A 19,196-nucleotide genomic window follows, 5' to 3' on the forward strand; every position below is an offset into this window, starting at 1 on the left:
AGTACCGCATCGATGCCAGCGTCACCTCCTGCAACAGAAGAGCCCCGTCGATGACGGGGCTCCAGACGGCACAGAGCTTAGAAGGCGCGACTCACACGCCCATGCACAGGTCCACCACGCAGGTGTTGTAGGCCTGCTGGCACTCACCGGCATCCACACCGCTGGCCAGGCACATCTGATAGGCCCGCCAGCACGGCTTGTCGCAGGGCTCGACCGGCCCTGCCACTGCCACCGAACCGGTGCAGGCCAGCGCGAACACCGCACCGGCGACCATCTTCTTCAATGCACGCATCGTCATCACTCCCTGATAAGCCTGGTGAGCCCAGGCCGGCCCACCGTAGCCGGGCCACCGGGAGGCGAGGTGAACACCCGCGTCACGAATCCTTAACCAGTTCATAAAATTTCCTTCACGCGACTGGGGGGCATCGGCCTGCCTTGGCGTTAACGGCGTTGTTGTCCGTCAACCAAGGAAGTTGTCCGATGAATCACCCGCTGTACGGCCGTTCGTCCCGCTCCCTCCCGCATCGCCCGCTGGCACTTGCTGTTGCCAGCTCGCTGCTGCTGGCCACCACCTTGCCGGCCATGGCCAGCGAATCACTCGATGCCTGGCAGCATCAACGCCAGCTGCAGGCCGCGTGGGCACGGCCCGCCGCCGATGTGGCGTCGGCTTCCACGGCGCCCACCGCCACCGCGCCTGCGACGGGAAACACCGCCCTGCTCGGCAAACCCGGCGATGCAGCCAGCTGGCGCAGCGATGAATTCAACGCCGATTGGGGACTGGCTGCGATGGGCGCCGACTACGCCTACGCGCGCGGCCTGACCGGCCAGGGCGTGCGCCTGGCCCTGTTCGATTCAGGCTCGGCACTGGCGCACCCCGAATTTGCCGGGCGCAACACCTCCAGCATCACCATCGGTGCGGACTGCGCCACGCCCGGCGTGGTGGCCGGTGCCGGCGCATGCGGCCAGACCCGTGGCGAGCAGCCGGGCTACAACTACTACGGCCTCGGCCCCGGTGTTCCCGCCGCGCTGGCCGCACGGCTGATCGCCGCGGGCCAGCCCTATGGCTTCAGCTACGCCGACCATGGCACCCACGTGCTGGGCACCATCGGTGCCAACCGTGACGGCAAGGGCATGCACGGCGTGGCCTTCGGTTCGAACCTGACCGCCGCCCGCGTCTTCGGTGATACCTATTACGAGTGGCGCCTGGACCCTGACAATTTCTATCGCCCGCGTGCGCTGTACCGCACCGATCCGGATGATGCCGCCACGCTGGACATGTATGCGCAGATCCAGGCGCAGGGCGTGCGTGCCATCAACCACAGCTGGGGCATCTCCACCCGCAACATGACCGCCGCCGCGCTGGACGCGCAGTATGCGGCGATCGGTGATGGCTACGACGTGTACGGCAGCATCTATGCCGGCAGCGGCGACAAGCCGGGCTCCACGCTGATCCAGGTCTGGTCGGCCGGCAACGGCAGTGGTGCGGTGGCCGGCATCACCGCGTCGATGCCGCGCTGGAAGCCGGAAATCGAACCCTACTGGCTGGCAGTGGCCAATGTGCGCCGGCCCAATGCCGCCGCCGGCGAAACCGACTACGTGATCGACGGCAGCTCCAGCATCTGCGGTGTCGCCGCCAACTGGTGCATCTCCGCCCCGGGCACCGACATCCTCAGCACCATCGTGTCCGGCGAAATCAAGGGCCGCATCGAGAACACCTCGGCGTACGTGCGGCTGATCATCGACAGCGAGAACACCCAGTACACCTACGGCACCAAGACCGGCACGTCGATGGCCGCACCGCACATCACCGGCGCCCTCGGCCTGTTGATGGAGCGCTTCCCGTACCTGGACAACGCCCAGGTACGCGATGTGCTGCTGACCACCGCGCGCGATCTGGGGGCGGCAGGCATCGACCCCATCTACGGCTGGGGCATGGTCGACCTGCGCAAGGCGATCGAAGGCTATGGATCCCTGCGGGTGGATACCAACGTGGTGATGAACCAGAAGGCCGGTGGCCTGAAGGTGTGGGAAGGCGATGCATGGGATGACTGGACCAACGCCATCGGCGGCCCCGGCAAGCTGACCAAGTCCGGCATCGGCTGGCTGCGCCTGAGCGGCGACAACACCTTCAACGGTGCTGTACTGCGCGAGGGCACGCTGGAGTTGAACGGCAGCAACGCGCTCACCTCGGCGGTCGACGTGCAGGGTGGCCAGTTCCTGCTCAACGGCAGCCTGGTCTCCACCGCGCTCACCACCCACGGCGGCGTCAGCACGGTCAGCGCCAGCGGCGTGCTGAAGAACAGCAACCTGACGGTCGACGGCGGCGTGGTGTCCTTCAACGGCACGCAGACCGGTGGCACCACCACGGTCGGCGCCAACGGCGTGCTGAAGGGCGTCGGCACGCTGGGCAGCACCCGCGTCGATGGCACCATCGCCCCCGGCAACTCCATCGGCACGCTCACCATCAACGGCAATTACGTGCAGGGCGCCAGCGGCGTGTTTGCCGCCGAACTGGCCCCGGGCGGGCGCAGCGACCAGCTGCACGTGACCGGCACCGCGACCCTCGGCGGCACCCTGGTGGCATTGCCGGAACCGGGCACCTACTACCTCGGCGAGCAGTTCAACTTCATCCGCGCCGACGGCGGCGTCAGCGGCCAGTTCGCCAGGACCGACTTCAGCGCGTTCTCGCCGTTCCTGCAGTTCAGCCTGGCCTACGGTGCCAACGGCGCCCGCATCGACGTCGCACGCGGCGCGCTGCTGGCCAGCGCGGCCAGCACGCCGAACCAACGCGCGGTCGCCGCGGCCGCCGACGTGCTGGCGATCAACCAGGGCCTGCCCAAGCCGCTCACCCAGCTGTTCCCGCAGCAGGTGGGCGGCGTGCTGGACGGCATCGGTGGCGAACTGCACGCTGCCACCGCGCTGGCCCTGGTCGAAGGCAGCCGCCATGTCCGTGATGCCGCGCTGTCGCGCCGCGCCGGCGCGGCGGCACCCGGTGCGGAGCCGGGCGACGCCACCGGTGCATGGGTGCAGGCCATCGGCGGCAACGGCAAGCTGGATGGCAATTCCAACACCGCGCGCACCGACACCAACAGCAACGGCGTGCTGGTCGGCGTCGACCGCGAGTTCGGCGGCTGGCAGATCGGCGTATTGGCCGGTACTGGCCGCACCGACGTGAAGCAGCAGGAGCGTCGCGCCCGGTCGAAGATCGACAACACCCACTTCGGTGCCTACGCCAGCCACAACTGGGGCGGTTTCGGCCTGCGTGGCGGCGTCGCATGGAGCCGCAACGAAGTGAAGAGCAACCGCGACGTGGCCTTTGCCGGTTTCAGTGACAGCCTGAGCGCGCGCTACAACGCACACACCCGCCAAGCCTTCATCGAAGCAGGCTACCGCTTCGGCGGCGCCGAGGGTGGCCTGGAGCCGTACCTGCAGGTCGCACGCGTGGAAGTGGACCTCAAGCAGATCGACGAGCGCGGCGGTTCAGCGGCACTGCACGGCAAGGTGGACGACACCGGCACCACGGTCGCCACCGCCGGCGTGCGCTTCGACAAGGGCCTGAAGGCATCGTTCCAGCAGGACAGCTGGCTGCACCTGCGCGGTGGCGTGGGCTATCGCCGCGCCTCGGGTGACCGCAGCCAGGTGGCCAACCTCGCCTTCGCCAACAGCACCACGACGTTCGCGGTCGAGGGTGCACCGATTGCCGACAATGCGGTCGTGGCCGAACTGGGCCTGTCGGCCTGGCTGACCCCGCGGCAGCAGCTGGAGCTGGGCTACAGCGGCCAGTTCGGCAGCGAAAGCCGCGATCACGGTGCCAATGCCCGCTGGTCGATCCGCTTCTAGTCACGTGCCCGGTTAGTCACGTGCTCTCTTGACGGGTTGGGGCGGCCTCGCGGCCGCCCCTTTTTTATGCGCGTTCCCTGGACAAAGGTGGCCGGGGCAGAACACTGCCCCGGCCGCGGCGGCACCGCGGAGAAGGCCGCCTTCAAGCGTCAGGCTGCCTTCATCGCGTGCTTGCGCGCGCGCATGACGTTGTGGCATTCCTGCACGTCCGGCAGCAGCTGGGTCACTTCCTGGCGCACGGCCGGCGGCAGATCGTTCTCCTTCAGCACGTCCTTGAACGCGCCGAGCAGGCGATCTTCGGATTCTTCCAGCTCGGCCACGTAGCCGTAGTTGGTATCACCGAAGGCAGCGCGCACCTTGCCGTAGAACTGCTGCATCGAGCCGACGACAGTACCGTGCTCGGCCGGCTTGCCACCGCTGGCAGCGACCGAGCCGCTCAGTGCCGCAACGATGCGGCCCTTGACGCCGGCAATGCGGGTGAACAGTGCCGACAGCTCGGCATCCTTCACCTTGGTCGCGGCTTCTTCATAGAAGGACTTGCCATCACGGGCGATCTCGATCAGGTCGTTGAGGCGATGTTCGATGGTGGACTGGGTGCTCATGTCATTGCTCCTGTGTGGTCGATTCCGTGGGAGAGAGGCAGCGGTGAGTGCTGCCTGCGGGACCACTGTGGACAGGGTCATGTGCTTCGTGGGTGAGCATTGATTGATGCATGCATCACCTCGCCCAACCCGCACTGACCGCTTCACGCCACGGTGGTGTTGCGTTCACGCGGACGTGTCCGCGCCTGCTTCACCAGGGGATGAAAAGAATGACCAGAACGATGACCAGCACCGCGGCAAGCGCTGCCATCAGCACGTTTCGCTGGCGCCAGCTGGGCTTCGGTTTTCCTGGGGTATTCATGGATGCACACCTGTTTCTGCGGATGACCCCGCCAGCGTGATGGATCTGAATCAGTGCCCGCGTAGAGGGCACGTGCATGCGACGTGCACGCGCCGGAGCGTATGTCGATTCCAGGCGCTGTCGTTCGTCGGAACACTGGAAGCCAGGCCCGTCGGCCTGCAGGAGCCTCCCGATGTGTCCCATCCTCACTGCCTTCGCCACCTCCCCCGACCGCGGGCAGGGCCTGGCCCGCGACATGCGCGTGCGCTGGGCGCTGGAAGAGCTGGGCGTGGCCTACGACGTGCAGCTGCTGACTTTTGCGGAGATGAAGCAGCCCGCCCACCTCGCAAGAAATCCATTTGGGCAGATTCCCACCTGGCAGGACGGCGGCCAGGTCCTGTTCGAATCGGGCGCCATCGTCCTGCACCTGGCCGAACAGTACCCGGGCTTGTTGCCGGGCACTCCGGATGCGCGCATGCGCGCGATCATGTGGCTGTTCGCCGCGCTGAACACGGTGGAGCCGCCGATTGTTGAACGCTCGATGGCCTGGGTACTGGAGCGCGAGCAGCCCTGGTATGCGCAGCGGCTACCGATGCTCGATGAGCGGGTGCGGACGCGGCTGGCGCAGTTGTCCGCAGCGCTGGGTGATTCCGCCTGGCTGGACGGCGGATTCAGCGCGGGCGACCTGATGATGGTGGCGGTGCTGCTGCGGCTGAAGAGCAGCGGCCTGCTCGATGAATTCCCGCAGGTGAGCGGCTACGTGGACCGGGCAACGCAGCGACCCGCCTACCAGCGCGCGTTCGCCGCGCAGCGGGCGGTGTTCCAGAACGGGTAGTTCCGCGCCCGGCGTGGAAACACTCAGCGCGGCCTGGGCCGGCAGGCGGCCTGTACCAGCATCAGCTGTGCCACCAGGATCAGCATCGCGCACCCGGACAACAGCCACGGATCGATGTACCACTGCGCGTTGAAGCTGAACTCTCCGGCGGAGATGCGCTTCCAGCCGTTGAAGTGCTGCATGGCGGCCACCACGAACGCGAAGCCGCCTGAGGTGTACGCAAGCCAGGGCACGATGAGGCCGCCCGGCCGCGCGAACAGCATCAACAGCCCCAGCACGCCAATCACCGTGCGCTGCACGCGGCAGTAGGGGCAGACGTAGGCCAGCCCGCTCCATTCCACGGACCAGGCCAGCAGGCTGACCAGCACCGACAGGCCTGCGGCAAGGTACAGCCACTTCGGCGTGATCGTCATGCTGCCGCTGTATGCCATTGCCTGCTCCTTCGTTCAAAGACCCGGGCAGGGTAGCAGCGCCACCGGGTCAATCCTTCTTGAAGACCGTGCGCTTGCCGATCGGGCTGCTCTTGCGCGCCGTCGGCTTGGCCAGGCCCGGAATCAGGAAGTCGGTGACCTTGTGGCCCTTCTGGACCTTGGCGGCCAGCCAGCGCGGCATGCGACCACGGCCGGACCAGGTGAGCCGCTTGTACTCCGGGTCGCGGTACTTGGCCGCCACTTTTCCGGTCCTGCGCCGTGCCGGCTTCCGGCGCGGGGCGGCCTCTTCGATGGCCTCTCCGCCGAACAGCTCCTCCAGGGTATACCCCGCTTCGGCCGCTGCGGCCTTCAGCAGGCGGCGTACCGCACTGGCCGGGCGGCGGTTGGAAATCAGCTGTTTCCGCTGTTCAGCGGCAACCACCAGGGCGCCCAGCTCGCGAAGGCTGAGCGATTCAATATCAATCGTCATGCGGGAAAGGTCTACCGCGCCGCGGCGGCTGTCAAGGCATCCTGATGCCCGGGCATACACACAGGCTTCACCGCCGCTGGGCTCCGATCGCCTTCGCACGCCATCTCCGAGGACATCGACGTGAGCACCTCATCGCATTCGCTCGCCTACCTGCTTGCACGCCTGCTGCTGATGGCGCTGTTCCTGGTTTCCGGCATCGGCAAGCTCGGCGACCCCGGTGCCACCCAGGGCTACATGGAAGCGATGGGCGTGCCGGGCATCCTGCTGTGGCCGACCATCGTCTTCGAGATCGGCAGCGGGCTCTGCATCCTGCTCGGCTTCCAGACCCGCCTGGTGTCGGTGGTGCTGGCGGGTTTCAGCCTGGTGACCGCTTTCATCTTCCACCACAACGTCGCCGACCCGACCCAGCAGATCATGTTCCTGAAGAACCTGGGGCTGGCCGGTGGATTCCTGCTGCTGGCCTGTACCGGTGCCGGGCGTTACAGCATTGATGGGCGTGGGCGGCGCGGCTAGGCGCTGATCCGCCGCCTGCGCGCTAGCGGCGGAGCTCCGCCTCGGGTGCCAGCGTGTGGATCACCTTGCCCTGCGCATCGAGGAACTCGATTGCACCGTAGCCTTCGGCGGTGACCGTCAGGCGTAGGCGCGTGCGGTCTGACCTGTCGTTCAGGGCAATGGCCGGCGTGCCATCAGCGCCAACCACCAGGCCGATGCGCGTGGGTGCCTGCACGCCGGGAATCAGCTTGTTGCCCAATGCAGGTTCACGGATCAGCTTCGGCGCCTGGTTGATCGAGAAGCTCACTCCGCCGTCCGGTGATACCCGCCACCCGATCGCGTCCATCGCCGGATGATCCAGCGCCAGCACCGCCATCCCGCCGTCGACATCGGCGGTGCCGAAGCCACCGCGCTCGCTGCCCTTGTCGTCGTACAGCACCATCCCGGCCACGTTGAACGCGCGTTTGTACTGCAGGCCATCGATGATCGGCGCCGGTGTCCTGCCGGACAACGTCATGCGGATCACGCCGGTGTCGTCGACGATATCGATCCGCCGCGCGGTGATGCGTTCGTGGTCCGGCGTTTCCACGCGTGTCTGCGGTGCCTTGTCCACGATCAAACGCTGCAGGGTTTCAACCGAAGGGCGCCTGGGTGAATCGGAAGACTCTTCAGCCGCGGCAGGCACGGCGGCGAGGGTGGTCAGAACGACGAACGTGCAGGCACTGCGCTTCATGCGGGCTCCTGGTCGGACGGATCGGCGGAAGCCGCATCATGCCACTCTTCCGGAGGATGCTCCGACGAGCTCTGGCGAGCAGAGGCCCACACTCCATCATTGGAAGCAAGCCCCAACGAGGCATGCATTCTTAATTCTTCAGAATTTGATCAAGCGCCCTTCGTGCCATGCGACCGGCAAAGCAGCATGATGAGCGCCCCATTCAAGTCAGGGCGCTCGTTCATCTTCATGCGTGACATCGGACAGTTCTACGTAACCAGCGTCGAGGGAGTGACGCGCGCGGACGGCACACTCCTGCAGGTCACTCGAATCGATTGCGCCTGCATCAAGTGCTCCTGGCAGTTCAGGGCGATTCCCAATCATGGGCTGGTCGATCTTGATGGAGCAGCGGCCCTCAGTTGCCCAACCTGTGGCAATCACCAGTCCGTCAGCCGGGCACGGCTCGAAGAGCTCAATCGACGCAACGGCGAATAGCCGGCGCTTGGACCTTCCATCAACATCGCACCCACGCTGCCGATACCTGTTCGGCGCTAGCCTGCAGTCAACCGATATTTGCCGGCCTTCCCATGAGTCATACCGGACTGTTTCAGATCACCAACCTGACGTACAAAGCCGGAGAGCATGGCACTCTGGCACGGGCACTGCAGATCGTAGCGACGTGCACGGCCTGCGGCGCTACGAGCGTGTGGGGCGAAGATGAGATGGAACATGTCGCCGGGGGAACCGTGCTGGCCTGCCGTAACTGTGGCGTCCGCCAGGCCATCAGCAACGCGCGCCTTTCAAGCAGCCCGTCCGACATCCGTCATCCGCGCCGCTGAGTGGCACGCGGTTCGTATCGCGTAGCGCACCGTCAGGCGCAGGCGTTCACCCGGCTTTTACAGCGCGTCGCCACCTCGGGCGAAGAAGCACCCAGATGCATCTGCCTGCATCCAAGCACCGCGCCCCCGCGCATGTAGGATGCCCGCGCCTTGCGGGCCTCCCATAGAGGAACGCGCCGTGAAAGCTCTTCAGCGGATAGCCGCCACCGTAAGCTTCGCCGTACTCGTTTCAGCAACTTCACTGAGCTTCGCCGCCAACACCGTGATGGTGGGCGGAGCGGAGATGTATCCCAGCAAGACCATTGTCCAGAACGCCATCAACTCCAAGGACCACACCACCCTGGTCGCCGCGGTCAAGGCAGCCGGGCTGGTCGATACCCTCAATGGTGCGGGCCCCTTCACCGTTTTCGCACCCACCAATGCAGCCTTCAGCAAGTTGCCCGCAGGCACGGTCGATACGCTGGTAAAGCCTGAAAACAAGGCGCAGTTGACCAAGATCCTGACCTACCACGTGGTGCCGGGCAACTACAGTTCCGCGCAACTGATGGCCGATGCCAGGAAGCACGGCGGCAAGGCCATGCTGAAGACCGTTGAAGGTGAGTCGCTTACCGTCGCGCTGCATGACGGCAAGCTATGGGTCATTGATGCCAAGGGTGGCAAGGCGGGAATCAGCATTGCCGATGTCGGCCAGTCCAATGGCGTGATTCACGTGATCGACACCGTGTTGATGCCGAAGTAACGGCGACCGGCGGGTGGAGCATAAGCGCGGCAGTCGCACAGCGGCTGCCGCCGTCGCCTCCCTTGAACCGGAATCACGGCTGCGAAGCGGATGACGCGCTACCTCATGCGTCCAGCACCCTTGATCGCCCTCGTCAGTCGGAAGCAGACCCGGGATTCCAGCTGATTACCTGAACGTCATAGAGCTCACATTCGGTTTGGCCCATCGGCTCCCAATGATCGCTCGCCAACTCAAAGAAGGCATCCGGCACGTCCATGGAAAACGTTGCGCCCTTCTCCCGATTGCGCTGGCGGACGCGATCGCGTCGAACCTCACGTGGGGCATCCAGCAGATACACGGCCAGACCGTAGCCTGCCTCCCTGACCTTCGCGTAGAAATTCTCGCGACTGGCTCTCTCCACCAGACCCAGCTCAAGCACAACGTCGCGCCCCGTATCGAGCACTTCGCTGGCTGTGACCCATATCTGATCCAGGCAGCGTGCCTTCCTTGCCGCATACCATTCCATCAGGTTGGCGGCGGGACGGTCCGGGCTGTACAGCCGGACGAACCACGCGTCCAGGATGAATCCTGCGGCCGTATGCAAACTTCGCAACTCGGCGACAAACGTGGATTTACCCGCACCTACGGGTCCTTCGACCAGGTGAATCGTTGCCATCGTGGTTGAGCCATCCTTCATGGCATTCAGAGACAGACCAGCCATCGGAGACCAATCGCTGTTTCGGAGGTGATAACGGAGCTGCGGGGATGGCCGTGGACACCCGTGACCCAGACGATCAGGCTCACCTGCACCGCTGGCAATCACGCGCCCCTGCCCCACGTGAATTCTGCCCGGGGGCACAAAAAAAGCACTTGAGCGGAACCCAAGTGCCATTCTTGTGGTGGGCCCACCAGGATTCGAACCTGGAACCAAGGGATTATGAGTCCCCTGCTCTAACCGTTGAGCTATAGGCCCTGCGCAGCGCCACAGTGTAGTGGAGCGCGCCCCTGCCCGGCTACTCAGACGTCAACCGCCAGCGCCTTGGCCACCCGCTCCAGCCGCACTTCCGCAATCTCCGCGAAGTGCTGCATCTGCCGAAGATGCGCCTGGTACAACGCAACCGTCCTTCTGGCCCCTTCCAGCCCGGGCTGGTTGCAACCACCAAAACCCTCAACCAGTTGCGCACCAGACCGCGTCAGAAGCGCCTGCGTCGTGCGACGGGCGAAACCCAGCCGATCCTCGCGCTCGTCCTGCTCTACTTCCTCCCAATCCAGCAGCGGCGGGAAGTCGGCTTGCAGGGGATCAGGTATTTCGTGCTTGACAACATTCATGGCGTAACTCCAGATGCATAGGGGATCCGTGCAGCAGGCAGCACGTGGTGTGCATGGCCTGCTGCCTGTCTGCATCGGTGCCGGTGAAGATCCGGCCCGCCTACGCGATGTGTTGAGCATCTGCCCGGCCAGCGTGAGGCTGTCGCGGGGGAGAATTCAAACGGCAGATGCGACACAGCGCGAAATCACCCAAACCGCGCCCCCATTGCCCTCACGCCCTCGACATTCCCCCGCGCCAGCGCGCGTAATCCATCCGACCCCACCCGCGCATCCCCCGCAACGCGCTCCCAGAACTCGCTCGCCAGCGGCGCCGCCCAGCGCAGATGTTCAAGCTCGCCGCTCTCACGCGGTGCAACCGCGTCCAACGGCGCATCCTGCCGCAGCACGCCCAGCCGCGAAGGCGCCAACGACATCGGCAACATGTCGTAGGCCGGCGCCAATGGCAGCGGACCACGGTCCACGAAGTGGAAACCGATGTTGCCCTGATGCATGTCGCCGTTACCGATCAACCGCCCAAACGCATGCAGCCGCGCCATGACCTGCACGGTTTCGGCAGACAGCCAACCCGCCGCCTGCAGCAGCGCACCCGCGCGCGGCCACTCCGCAGTCGCCTCACCCGTAAACGCAGCCGAAAGCGACAGCAGCGAAACAAAACCTCGCCGCCCCAGCACATCGGCGCTGCGGTCGAAGCGCGTCACTTCCAGGAAGGTATGCGTGGGTGTCTGCAGCAACTCGCTGCTCGCTGCGTCCACGCCGGCGGCGCGCAGGATTTCCAGCGCGAGGTGTTCGCACACCAGCAGGTCGGCCCAGCGCTGTGCGGCCTCCCCGCCATCGGGCTGGGCGAACTTCACGATCACCGCGCGGCGCCCGCCGTCGCTTTCCACGGTGGCGGTGAACTTGGGCTGCTCGCCGCCAGGCGACGAACCCACGTCCTCGCCGGCCAATGCGGCACGAGCCCGTTGCGGGTACTGCTGCGGGCGGTCGCGCGCAGCCACCCGATCGGGCGGTGCATCCAGCGCCGCCAAGGCCGCCTGTACGGCCTCACCGCCCAGCAGCAGGTCGCCGGTCTCGGTTCCGCCACCATGCACCAGCGCCACCAGCACGTCGTCGCGCTGCCAGCGCGTCAGGTCCGCGGACAGACCCAGGCCGCGCGCACGGCCATGCGCGAAGCTGCGGCCGAGGAAGCCCTGCGGACGCAGGTCATCGAGGTACCACGGCAGGCCCGGGAAGAACGCGGCAATGTCGCCCTCCGGTGTGCGCAACAGGTTGGGCCGCGCGCGGCTGGCGTCCAGGTGGAAGGTGTCGCCACTGAGCGCGATCAGCCGGCCCAGCTCTTCCAGCGTGGCGTCCTCGCGCAGGCGGTACAGCGGCCATTCGCTGCCCACGCGCGAAGGCTGGCGCAGGGCGTAGGCGGTGGCACGCGTCTGCCCCAGCCGCACGACCTGATCGCCGCTGGCCGCGACCAGGCGGCTGAGGGTCATGCGATTTACGCCCAGGCGCTCGGCCAGCGCGGCCGCCGGTTGTGGCTGGCCGGGGGGCAGCTGGGCGATCAGGTCCTGGGGCTGCAGGAGTGCGCGGCGGGCCATGGACGGGCCTTGGAGACGAATAGTGTTACGTATTTATCGCAAAAAAATGCGGACTGCAAGCTGGAGTCAGTATCAAAGCTGCTGTTTTTCAAAGGTTTTCAAGAGGACAGCAGCGGTATTGATCAGAAATAGTGTTACGTAAAAATTACGAATTCTTAAGAAAATCCGCCGAGCATGGCTCTGCGCTACCTTCGCGGGGCGTGGCCCTGCCCACCCAAAGAAAAACCCCGCCGAAGCGGGGTTCTTCTTGACTGAAGCAGTTGCCGAGCATGGGCTCGGCACTACCTGGCTATCAATCGATATCCAGGAAGCTGCGCAGCTGCTCCGAGCGGCTCGGGTGACGCAGCTTGCGCAGGGCCTTCGCTTCGATCTGGCGGATGCGCTCGCGGGTCACGTCGAACTGCTTGCCGACCTCTTCCAGCGTGTGGTCGGTGTTCATGTCGATGCCGAAGCGCATGCGCAGCACCTTGGCTTCCCTCGGGGTGAGGCCGGCCAGCACGTCGCGCACGGTTTCAGACAGGTTGATGTTGGTGGTGTTCTCGATCGGGGACTCCACATTGGTGTCCTCGATGAAGTCGCCCAGATGGGAATCCTCGTCGTCGCCGATCGGGGTTTCCATCGAGATCGGCTCCTTGGCGATCTTCATCACCTTGCGGATCTTGTCTTCCGGCATGTCCATTTCCTTGGCCAGCTCCTCCGGCGTGGCCTCGCGGCCGTACTGCTGGAGCATCTGGCGGGAAATGCGGTTCAACTTGTTGATCGTCTCGATCATGTGCACCGGAATACGGATGGTGCGTGCCTGGTCGGCAATCGAGCGGGTGATCGCCTGGCGGATCCACCAGGTGGCGTAGGTCGAGAACTTGTAACCGCGGCGGTACTCGAACTTGTCCACGGCCTTCATCAGGCCGATGTTGCCTTCCTGGATCAGGTCGAGGAACTGCAGGCCGCGGTTGGTGTACTTCTTGGCGATCGAGATCACCAGGCGCAGGTTGGCCTCGACCATTTCCTTCTTGGCCTTGCGCGCCTTGGCTTCACCGTAGGCCATGGCACGGCTGATTTCCTTCAGCTCTTCCAGGTCCAGCTGGGTCAGCTTCTCGATGTCGATCGTCGCCTGCTGTTCGGCAATGATCTGGTCCTTCACTTCGCGCAGTGCCGAAGACCACTTCTGCTTGCGCTTCAGTGCATCTTCCACCCATTCCAGGTTGGTCTGGTTGCCTTCCCAGGAACGGATGAAGTCCTTGCGCGGCATGCGGGCGGTAACGGTGGCCAGGTTCAGCACGCGGCGCTCATGCGACTTGATGTCGGCCATGGTGTCGCGCAGCTGCTTGGTCAGCACGTCGGTCAGCGGCAGCGGCAGCTTCAGGGTGACGAACACCGCCGACATCTCTTCGCGCAGGCGCGGCAGGTTCTTCTTGTCGCCCTTGGTCGCCGCCTTCTTGAAGGCAGTGAAGGCATCGCTCAGCGCCTGCATGCGCGCGGCGACTTCCTCCGGGTCCGGACCGGTCGGTGCGGCTTCTTCCTCGCCACCCTCGACATCATCGTCCTCGTCCTCGTCACCATCGGCGTCGGCATCGTCGCCGTCGTCGGACGCGGCAGCGGCCGGCGCAGGCACTTCGTCCGTAAGGTCGTTGAAGCCGACAATCACTTCGGCCAGGCGCTTCTTGCCTTCCTTGTGGGCTTCATAGTCGTTCAGCAGCGACTCGACCGACACCGGGAACTGGCCCAGGGCGGCCTGCACCTGCGAAAGGCCTTCCTCGATGCGCTTGGCAATGGCGATTTCGCCTTCGCGGGTCAGCAGCTCGACGGTGCCCATTTCGCGCATGTACATGCGCACCGGGTCGGTGGTACGGCCACCTTCGGTGTCGAGCGCGCTCAGCGCGGCGGCGGCTTCTTCGGCCGCGGTGTCATCGACTTCGCGGTTACCGGTGTTGCCGTCGTTGAGAAGCAGGGTTTCCACATCCGGCGCAACTTCATGGACATCGATGCCCATGCCGTTGATCATGCCGATGATGTCTTCGATCTGTTCCGGGTCGACCATGTCGTCCGGCAGATGGTCATTGACTTCGGCGTAGGTCAGGTAGCCCTGTTCCAGGCCCTTGCTGATCAGTTGCTTGATTTCGGATTGGGCAGGACGTTCGTTGGCCATGTAGTGCTCGCGCCACCGGCTAGGGAGAAATAGGGAACGTAGCATTATACCAGCCCGGGGCCCCGCCTGCCGGGCGGTGGTCCCGCAGGCTCAGGGCCTGAGAAGGAAGGTCACAGGACCGTCATTGACCAGGCTGACGACCATATGGGCACCAAATCGGCCCGTTTCCACCCCCGGCGCGTGATTTTCACGACAGATCCCGACAAAACGGTTGAACCCGCGTTCAGCCTCGTCCGGCGGCGCCGCGCTGGTGAAGCTCGGGCGCATGCCCGAGCGGGTGTCGGCGGCCAGGGTGAACTGGCTGACCAGCAGCAGGCCGCCGCCGGTATCACGCAGCGACCGGTTCATCTTCCCGGCCTCATCGGCGAACACCCGGTAGCCCAGCAGGCGCTCGGCCATCCGCTGCAGCTGGGCCTCGGTATCGCCGGGCTCCATGCCGACCAGCGCCAGCAGGCCGGGGCCGATCTGCCCGACCGCTTCGTCGTCGACATGCACGGCGGCCTGGCTGACACGTTGGATCAGGACGAGCATCGTGGGCTTCCGAATGAACAGGGCCGGCCACGATAGCAGCGCCCTTGGCTAAACTGGCGCCGATGAATCCGCAACGCAAAGCCCGGCTGGTCTACCGCGCCACCACCCTGTTCGCCCGCCTGCCCTGGCCGCTGCTGCGGGGCGCCGCGCGCGCCCTGGCGTGGGCGTGGATCAGTCTCAATGCCCGTGAGAGCCGCGTCACCCGGCGCAACCTGGAACTGGCCTACCCCGAACTGGATGCCACCGCGCGCGACCGCCTGCACCGCGAGCTGCTGCGCTCCACCGCGCTGCAGGCCATTGAGACCCTGCGCCTGTGGAGCCAGAAGCCGGCCGACAACCTGCGCCTGCACCTGAAGCAGCGCCATGGCGAAGCGCTGTATGACGCGGCGCTGGCCAGCGGCCAGGGCGTGATCGTGGCTGCGCCGCACTTCGGCAACTGGGAGCTGCTCAACCAGTGGCTGGCCTCGCGCGGGCAGATCGCCATCGTCTACAAGCCGCCGGAGGACGAGGCCAGCGACGCCTTCCTGCAGCTGGTGCGCGGCGGCCAGAACGTGCAGCAGGTGCGCGCCGAAGGCCCGGCCGTGCGGCAGCTGTTCAAGGTGCTCAAGGACGGTGGTGCCACCGGCATCCTGCCCGACCAGCAACCCAAGGCCGGCGACGGTGTGTTCGTGCCGTTCTTCGGCGTGCAGGCGCTGACCATGACCCTGGTCAACCGGCTGGCCGAGCGCACCGGTGCCACCGTGCTGTACGGCTGGTGTGAGCGCATCGGGCCGGACATGGAATTCGCCCTGCACATCGAACCGACCGATCCGGCGGTGGCCGACCCGGACCCGCAGGTGGCCGCCACGGCGCTCAATGCCGGTATCGAACGCATCGCCCGCCGCGACCCCGCGCAGTACCAGTGGACGTACAAGCGCTATACGCTGCGACCGGCGGGCAGCGGCGAGGAGGATCCCTACGCCACCGAAGAGCATCCCCACTAGCGGCCCCACTGAGCCCGACCGGTCCCTGCGACCGGCGGCCGCACCACGTTGAATACGACGCCGGCGCCCCCATAGAGACTGCGATGTCCGCCTCCCCCGGTCCTGCCATGCCTGCTTCTTCCCTGTTCGGCGATCCGGCCGCGATCCGCTGCGAACGCGCGGTGGCCGAACTGCGCGCCGGTCGCCCGGTCCTGCTGCACGATGGCCAGGGCCAACGCCTGGCCGTGATCGCGCTGGACAGCGCCACCGCCAGCAGCTTCGCCGTCTTCGCCAGCGCCGCGCGCGAGCGCCACTACCTGTTTCTTACCGCCACCCGCGCCCGCGTGCTCGGCGTGGAAGCCCCCGAAGGCGCACGCCTGCCGCTGGCCGGCATCGCCTTCGATGCCCTGCCCTCGCTGGGCTACCTGCGCGAGCCCGGCCCGATGCCGGAGGGCTGGAGCGCCGGTGACGCCTTCGATGCCGGCGCGGTTGAACTGGCCCGCCTGGGCCTGCTGCTGCCGGCAATGGTGGCCGTGCGCCTGGACGCAGGTGACGCCACCTTCGACGGTGCCGCCGAAGTCGCCCTGTGCGACCTCGCCGAGGGCGCGGCCCATGCGGCCCACGATTACGAACTGGTGGCCCGCTCCCCGGTGCCGCTGCGCGACGTTGGCATGACCACCTTCGCGGTGTTCCGCGGCGGCGTGGCGCAGCGCGACCAGGTGGCGATCATCGTCGGCGAACCGGACCTGTCGGCGGTGGTCCCGGTGCGCGTGCATTCCTCGTGCCTGACCGGCGATCTGTTCGGTTCACTCAAGTGCGACTGCGGCGACCAGCTGCGGCGCGGCCTGCGCAAGCTGAAGGAACTGGGTGGCGGCGTGCTGCTGTACCTGGACCAGGAAGGCCGCGGTACCGGCATCGCGGCCAAGATGCGTGCCTACGGCTACCAGCACGATGGCCTGGACACCATCGATGCCGATGCACAGCTGGGCTTCGGCGCCGACGAGCGTCGCTACGGCAGCGCGGTGGCGATGCTGCACGGCCTGGGCATCGCGCGCGTGGCCCTGCTCAGCAACAACCCGACCAAGGCGCAGCGCCTGCGCAATGCCGGCATCGAGGTGCTGGACTGCATTCCGGTCACCGGCGAGATCACCGCCGAGAACGAGCACTACCTGCGCACCAAGGCCGACCGCGCGGGCCACATGCTGGACGTGGACGCGCTGATCCAGGCTGCCCAGTAACGCGGCCGACCTGCTACCGTCTGCGCGGTGCGGCCACGGCCGCCACCGCCCGCCCTGCTGCCTGACGGAGCCCGCGTGACCGACGCCTCGATTCCTGCACCACCCGCCTCCGACTGGCAGGTACTACCGCAACGCGCGGCCCGCCTGGCTGCACTGGAAGGCGCCTTCGGCGGCCTGTTCGTGCCGGGCCTGCCGCTGGCGGCGGCGGCGTGGTTCTTCGATCTGCCCGGCGGGCTGTGGACTGCAGCCCTCGGCTTGCTGATCGGCATCGCCTTCGGTGCGTGGCTGGGCCATCGTCGGCTGGTCCGCACGCGCTGGCGGCTGGATGCACAGGGCCTGGGCCTGCGCCGCGACCTGATGTGGCAGCTGGAAACCCGCATTCCCATTTCGCGCGTGCAGCACCTGGACCTGCGCCGGGGGCCGCTGGAGCGCCGCGCCGGCCTGGCCACGCTGATCGTGCACACCGCCGGCACCCGCATGAGCGCGGTGACCGTCAGCGGCCTGGACGAGGCCGACGCCGAACGCCTGCGCGACACCCTTTCGCATCAGCTCGACCAGGACGCCGACGCCCTGTGAGCCTGCCGCCGCCCCTGCCCGCATCGCTGCCCGATGGCGGCGAAGACCATCGCCTGCATCCATGGTCGTGGCTGTTCGTGCTGCTGATGCAGCTGCGCCACTACTTCCTGCCGCTGATCGCGCTGCTGGTATTCGGCCAGCGCGGCGATCGCGATCCGATGTGGGCGCAGTTGATCCCGTTGTCGGCCATTGCTGTCCTGGTGCTGGTGTCGGTGCTGCAGTACCTGAGCTACCGCTACCGCATCGGCAGCGATGCGATCACCGTGCGCAGCGGCCTGCTTGCGCGCAACCGTCGCGAGATCCCGTTTGCCCGCATCCACAACGTGGAAGTGCGGCAGAACCCGCTGCACCGCCTGTTCGGCGTGGCCGAGCTGCGCCTGGAGTCGGCCGGTGGCGCGCGCCCGGAGGCGGAAATGCGGGTGCTGAAGCTGGACCAGGCCTTGGCCCTGGAGCGGCTGGTGCGCCAGCGCGGGCAAGCGTCGCAGGCCAGCGAAGCGATTGCGGTGGCCGACATCGCCGACACCGGCAATGAACACGTGCTGCTGCGCCTGTCCAGCGGGGACGTGGTGCGCATGGGCCTGCTGTCCAACCGGGGCTGGGCGCTGGCGATCGCCGCCGTCGGCGTGCTGTTCCAGACCGTGCCACGGCCGGTGATGGATGACGCCCTCCAGCGCGGTGGCCGCGAGGCGTTCGGCTACGCCAGCCACCTGCATCCCGGCGTGGCTGGCGCGTTCCTTCTGGCGGGCACTGCGCTCCTGCTGGGCTGGCTGGCGCTGCGCGTGCTGTCGGTGGTGCTGACCCTGCTGCGCTACCACGGCTTCACGCTCAGCGAGCAGGAGCGCCGCCTGACCGTCTCGGCCGGCCTGCTCAGCCGCACCCGCAGCAGCGTGGCGCGTCGCCGCATCCAGGCCTGGACCCTGCGCGAAAGCACCCTGCATCGCTGGTTCGGGCTGCGCCAGCTGCGCATCGACAGCGCCGCCGGCGGGCCTTCGCGCGATGAGGACCGTGCCCTGCGCGAACTGGCGCCGCTGGCTCCACGCATGCGTTGCGAGCAGCTGGTGCAGCACCTGCTGCCGCAGCTGCAATGGCCGCCGGCACAGTGGCAGTCCATTCCGCAGCGCGGTTGGTGGCGGCTGTGCCTGGGTGCACTGCTGCTGGCGCCGTTGCTGGCGGCGGCCGCGTACTGGCGGTGGGGATCATGGGGGCTGGTGGTGCTGGCCTGGATGCCGATGGCACTGCTGATCGCGCGTCGGCAGATGGCACGCATGGGCTGGTACCTGGACGATCACTACGTGGCGGTGCGCGGCGGCTGGTGGAAGCGCTGGTGGCGCTGGGCCGAGCTGGACAAGGTGCAGGGCCTGCGCCTGCAGCGCTCGCCGCTGGACAAGCTGCTCGGCACCAGCAGCCTGCAGCTGGATACCGCCGGTGCGCACGGTGATGTGGCACTGACCCTGCATTACCTGCCGCACGAACAGGCACAACGGGTGATGGAACAGCTGGCGGCGGCACTGGCACGGCGCAAGCTGCGCTGGTGAGCCATGAAGATAGTGCCGGCCGTTGGCCGGCAATCACAGAGATGCCCGGGCCATGGCCCCCCCCCCCCGCCCCAC

General features: G+C 66.7%; 20 protein-coding genes and 1 tRNA gene. 10 read left to right on the forward strand and 11 right to left on the reverse strand.

Annotated features, from left to right (window positions below; translation table 11 throughout):
* Positions 1 to 91: 91 nt before the first annotated feature.
* Positions 92 to 292 carry a hypothetical protein gene (locus O0J73_RS09125; RefSeq protein ID WP_006472022.1) on the reverse strand — a complete coding sequence of 67 codons (201 nt, stop codon included), beginning with the start codon at positions 290 to 292 and terminating at the stop codon, positions 92 to 94.
* Between the two features lie 188 nt (positions 293 to 480).
* Between O0J73_RS09125 and O0J73_RS09130 the strand changes: the two genes are divergently transcribed.
* The gene (locus O0J73_RS09130) at positions 481 to 3,840 is read left to right on the forward strand and encodes an autotransporter domain-containing protein (RefSeq protein WP_308308543.1); all 3,360 of its coding nucleotides are present in this window, start codon (positions 481 to 483) and stop codon (positions 3,838 to 3,840) included.
* 149 nt (positions 3,841 to 3,989) lie between these two features.
* On the opposite strand, the gene O0J73_RS09135 is transcribed toward O0J73_RS09130, so the two are convergent.
* Positions 3,990 to 4,442 carry a PA2169 family four-helix-bundle protein gene (locus O0J73_RS09135; RefSeq protein WP_008267995.1) on the reverse strand — a complete coding sequence of 151 codons (453 nt, stop codon included), beginning with the start codon at positions 4,440 to 4,442 and terminating at the stop codon, positions 3,990 to 3,992.
* Positions 4,443 to 4,915: 473 nt separating this feature from the next.
* Between O0J73_RS09135 and O0J73_RS09140 the strand changes: the two genes are divergently transcribed.
* Entirely contained in the window at positions 4,916 to 5,557 is a 642-nt protein-coding gene (locus tag O0J73_RS09140; RefSeq protein ID WP_308308544.1) for a glutathione S-transferase family protein, read from the forward strand.
* 23 nt (positions 5,558 to 5,580) lie between these two features.
* On the opposite strand, the gene O0J73_RS09145 is transcribed toward O0J73_RS09140, so the two are convergent.
* Both O0J73_RS09145 and O0J73_RS09150 read right to left on the reverse strand, forming a co-directional pair.
* On the reverse strand, positions 5,581 to 5,988 hold the full coding sequence (locus tag O0J73_RS09145; RefSeq protein ID WP_164242592.1) for a hypothetical protein: 408 nt from the start codon (positions 5,986 to 5,988) through the stop codon (positions 5,581 to 5,583).
* 49 nt (positions 5,989 to 6,037) lie between these two features.
* Complete coding sequence (locus O0J73_RS09150; protein ID WP_008264957.1) at positions 6,038 to 6,457, reverse strand: H-NS histone family protein; 420 nt, start codon at positions 6,455 to 6,457, stop codon at positions 6,038 to 6,040.
* A gap of 120 nt (positions 6,458 to 6,577) precedes the next feature.
* Between O0J73_RS09150 and O0J73_RS09155 the strand changes: the two genes are divergently transcribed.
* Positions 6,578 to 6,970, forward strand: a complete 393-nt coding sequence (locus tag O0J73_RS09155; protein ID WP_049457923.1) for a DoxX family protein — start codon at positions 6,578 to 6,580, stop codon at positions 6,968 to 6,970.
* A 22-nt stretch (positions 6,971 to 6,992) separates the two neighbouring features.
* Here the strand turns inward: O0J73_RS09155 and O0J73_RS09160 are convergent, their stop codons facing one another.
* Complete coding sequence (locus tag O0J73_RS09160) at positions 6,993 to 7,682, reverse strand: hypothetical protein (RefSeq protein ID WP_308308545.1); 690 nt, start codon at positions 7,680 to 7,682, stop codon at positions 6,993 to 6,995.
* Positions 7,683 to 7,871: 189 nt separating this feature from the next.
* Between O0J73_RS09160 and O0J73_RS09165 the strand changes: the two genes are divergently transcribed.
* From O0J73_RS09165 to O0J73_RS09175, 3 genes are all read left to right on the forward strand, one after another.
* On the forward strand, positions 7,872 to 8,156 hold the full coding sequence (locus tag O0J73_RS09165; RefSeq protein WP_238581831.1) for a hypothetical protein: 285 nt from the start codon (positions 7,872 to 7,874) through the stop codon (positions 8,154 to 8,156).
* Positions 8,157 to 8,248: 92 nt separating this feature from the next.
* The gene (locus O0J73_RS09170) at positions 8,249 to 8,500 is read left to right on the forward strand and encodes a hypothetical protein (RefSeq protein ID WP_006472189.1); all 252 of its coding nucleotides are present in this window, start codon (positions 8,249 to 8,251) and stop codon (positions 8,498 to 8,500) included.
* Between the two features lie 265 nt (positions 8,501 to 8,765).
* Entirely contained in the window at positions 8,766 to 9,239 is a 474-nt protein-coding gene (locus O0J73_RS09175) for a fasciclin domain-containing protein (protein ID WP_308308550.1), read from the forward strand.
* Positions 9,240 to 9,372: 133 nt separating this feature from the next.
* On the opposite strand, the gene O0J73_RS09180 is transcribed toward O0J73_RS09175, so the two are convergent.
* From O0J73_RS09180 to dtd, 6 genes are all read right to left on the reverse strand, one after another.
* The gene (locus tag O0J73_RS09180; protein ID WP_308308546.1) at positions 9,373 to 9,894 is read right to left on the reverse strand and encodes an AAA family ATPase; all 522 of its coding nucleotides are present in this window, start codon (positions 9,892 to 9,894) and stop codon (positions 9,373 to 9,375) included.
* A 221-nt stretch (positions 9,895 to 10,115) separates the two neighbouring features.
* A tRNA-Ile gene (locus tag O0J73_RS09185) sits at positions 10,116 to 10,191 on the reverse strand.
* Positions 10,192 to 10,235: 44 nt separating this feature from the next.
* A complete protein-coding gene (locus O0J73_RS09190) occupies positions 10,236 to 10,547 on the reverse strand; it encodes a hypothetical protein (RefSeq protein ID WP_053510178.1) in 312 nt (103 codons plus the stop codon).
* 185 nt (positions 10,548 to 10,732) lie between these two features.
* On the reverse strand, positions 10,733 to 12,133 hold the full coding sequence (yjjJ, locus tag O0J73_RS09195) for a type II toxin-antitoxin system HipA family toxin YjjJ (protein WP_308308547.1): 1,401 nt from the start codon (positions 12,131 to 12,133) through the stop codon (positions 10,733 to 10,735).
* Positions 12,134 to 12,425: 292 nt separating this feature from the next.
* Positions 12,426 to 14,279 carry an RNA polymerase sigma factor RpoD gene (rpoD, locus tag O0J73_RS09200; protein ID WP_053510180.1) on the reverse strand — a complete coding sequence of 618 codons (1,854 nt, stop codon included), beginning with the start codon at positions 14,277 to 14,279 and terminating at the stop codon, positions 12,426 to 12,428.
* Between the two features lie 90 nt (positions 14,280 to 14,369).
* Complete coding sequence (gene dtd, locus O0J73_RS09205) at positions 14,370 to 14,810, reverse strand: D-aminoacyl-tRNA deacylase (RefSeq protein ID WP_006472318.1); 441 nt, start codon at positions 14,808 to 14,810, stop codon at positions 14,370 to 14,372.
* A gap of 62 nt (positions 14,811 to 14,872) precedes the next feature.
* Here dtd and O0J73_RS09210 point away from each other — a divergent pair, with 62 nt between their 5' ends.
* From O0J73_RS09210 to O0J73_RS09225, 4 genes are all read left to right on the forward strand, one after another.
* Entirely contained in the window at positions 14,873 to 15,793 is a 921-nt protein-coding gene (locus O0J73_RS09210; RefSeq protein ID WP_006472320.1) for a lauroyl acyltransferase, read from the forward strand.
* Positions 15,794 to 15,876: 83 nt separating this feature from the next.
* Positions 15,877 to 17,010, forward strand: coding sequence for a GTP cyclohydrolase II RibA (gene ribA, locus O0J73_RS09215; RefSeq protein ID WP_308308548.1), 1,134 nt, complete (start codon positions 15,877 to 15,879; stop codon positions 17,008 to 17,010).
* 75 nt (positions 17,011 to 17,085) lie between these two features.
* Positions 17,086 to 17,586 carry a PH domain-containing protein gene (locus O0J73_RS09220; RefSeq protein WP_049457916.1) on the forward strand — a complete coding sequence of 167 codons (501 nt, stop codon included), beginning with the start codon at positions 17,086 to 17,088 and terminating at the stop codon, positions 17,584 to 17,586.
* On the forward strand, positions 17,583 to 19,121 hold the full coding sequence (locus O0J73_RS09225; RefSeq protein ID WP_308308549.1) for a PH domain-containing protein: 1,539 nt from the start codon (positions 17,583 to 17,585) through the stop codon (positions 19,119 to 19,121). Before O0J73_RS09220 ends, O0J73_RS09225 begins: the two co-directional genes overlap by 4 nt.
* Positions 19,122 to 19,196 lie beyond the last annotated feature (75 nt).

This window comes from Stenotrophomonas sp. Sm6012 (assembly GCF_030985895.1).
In the GTDB taxonomy this organism is placed as follows: domain Bacteria; phylum Pseudomonadota; class Gammaproteobacteria; order Xanthomonadales; family Xanthomonadaceae; genus Stenotrophomonas; species Stenotrophomonas forensis.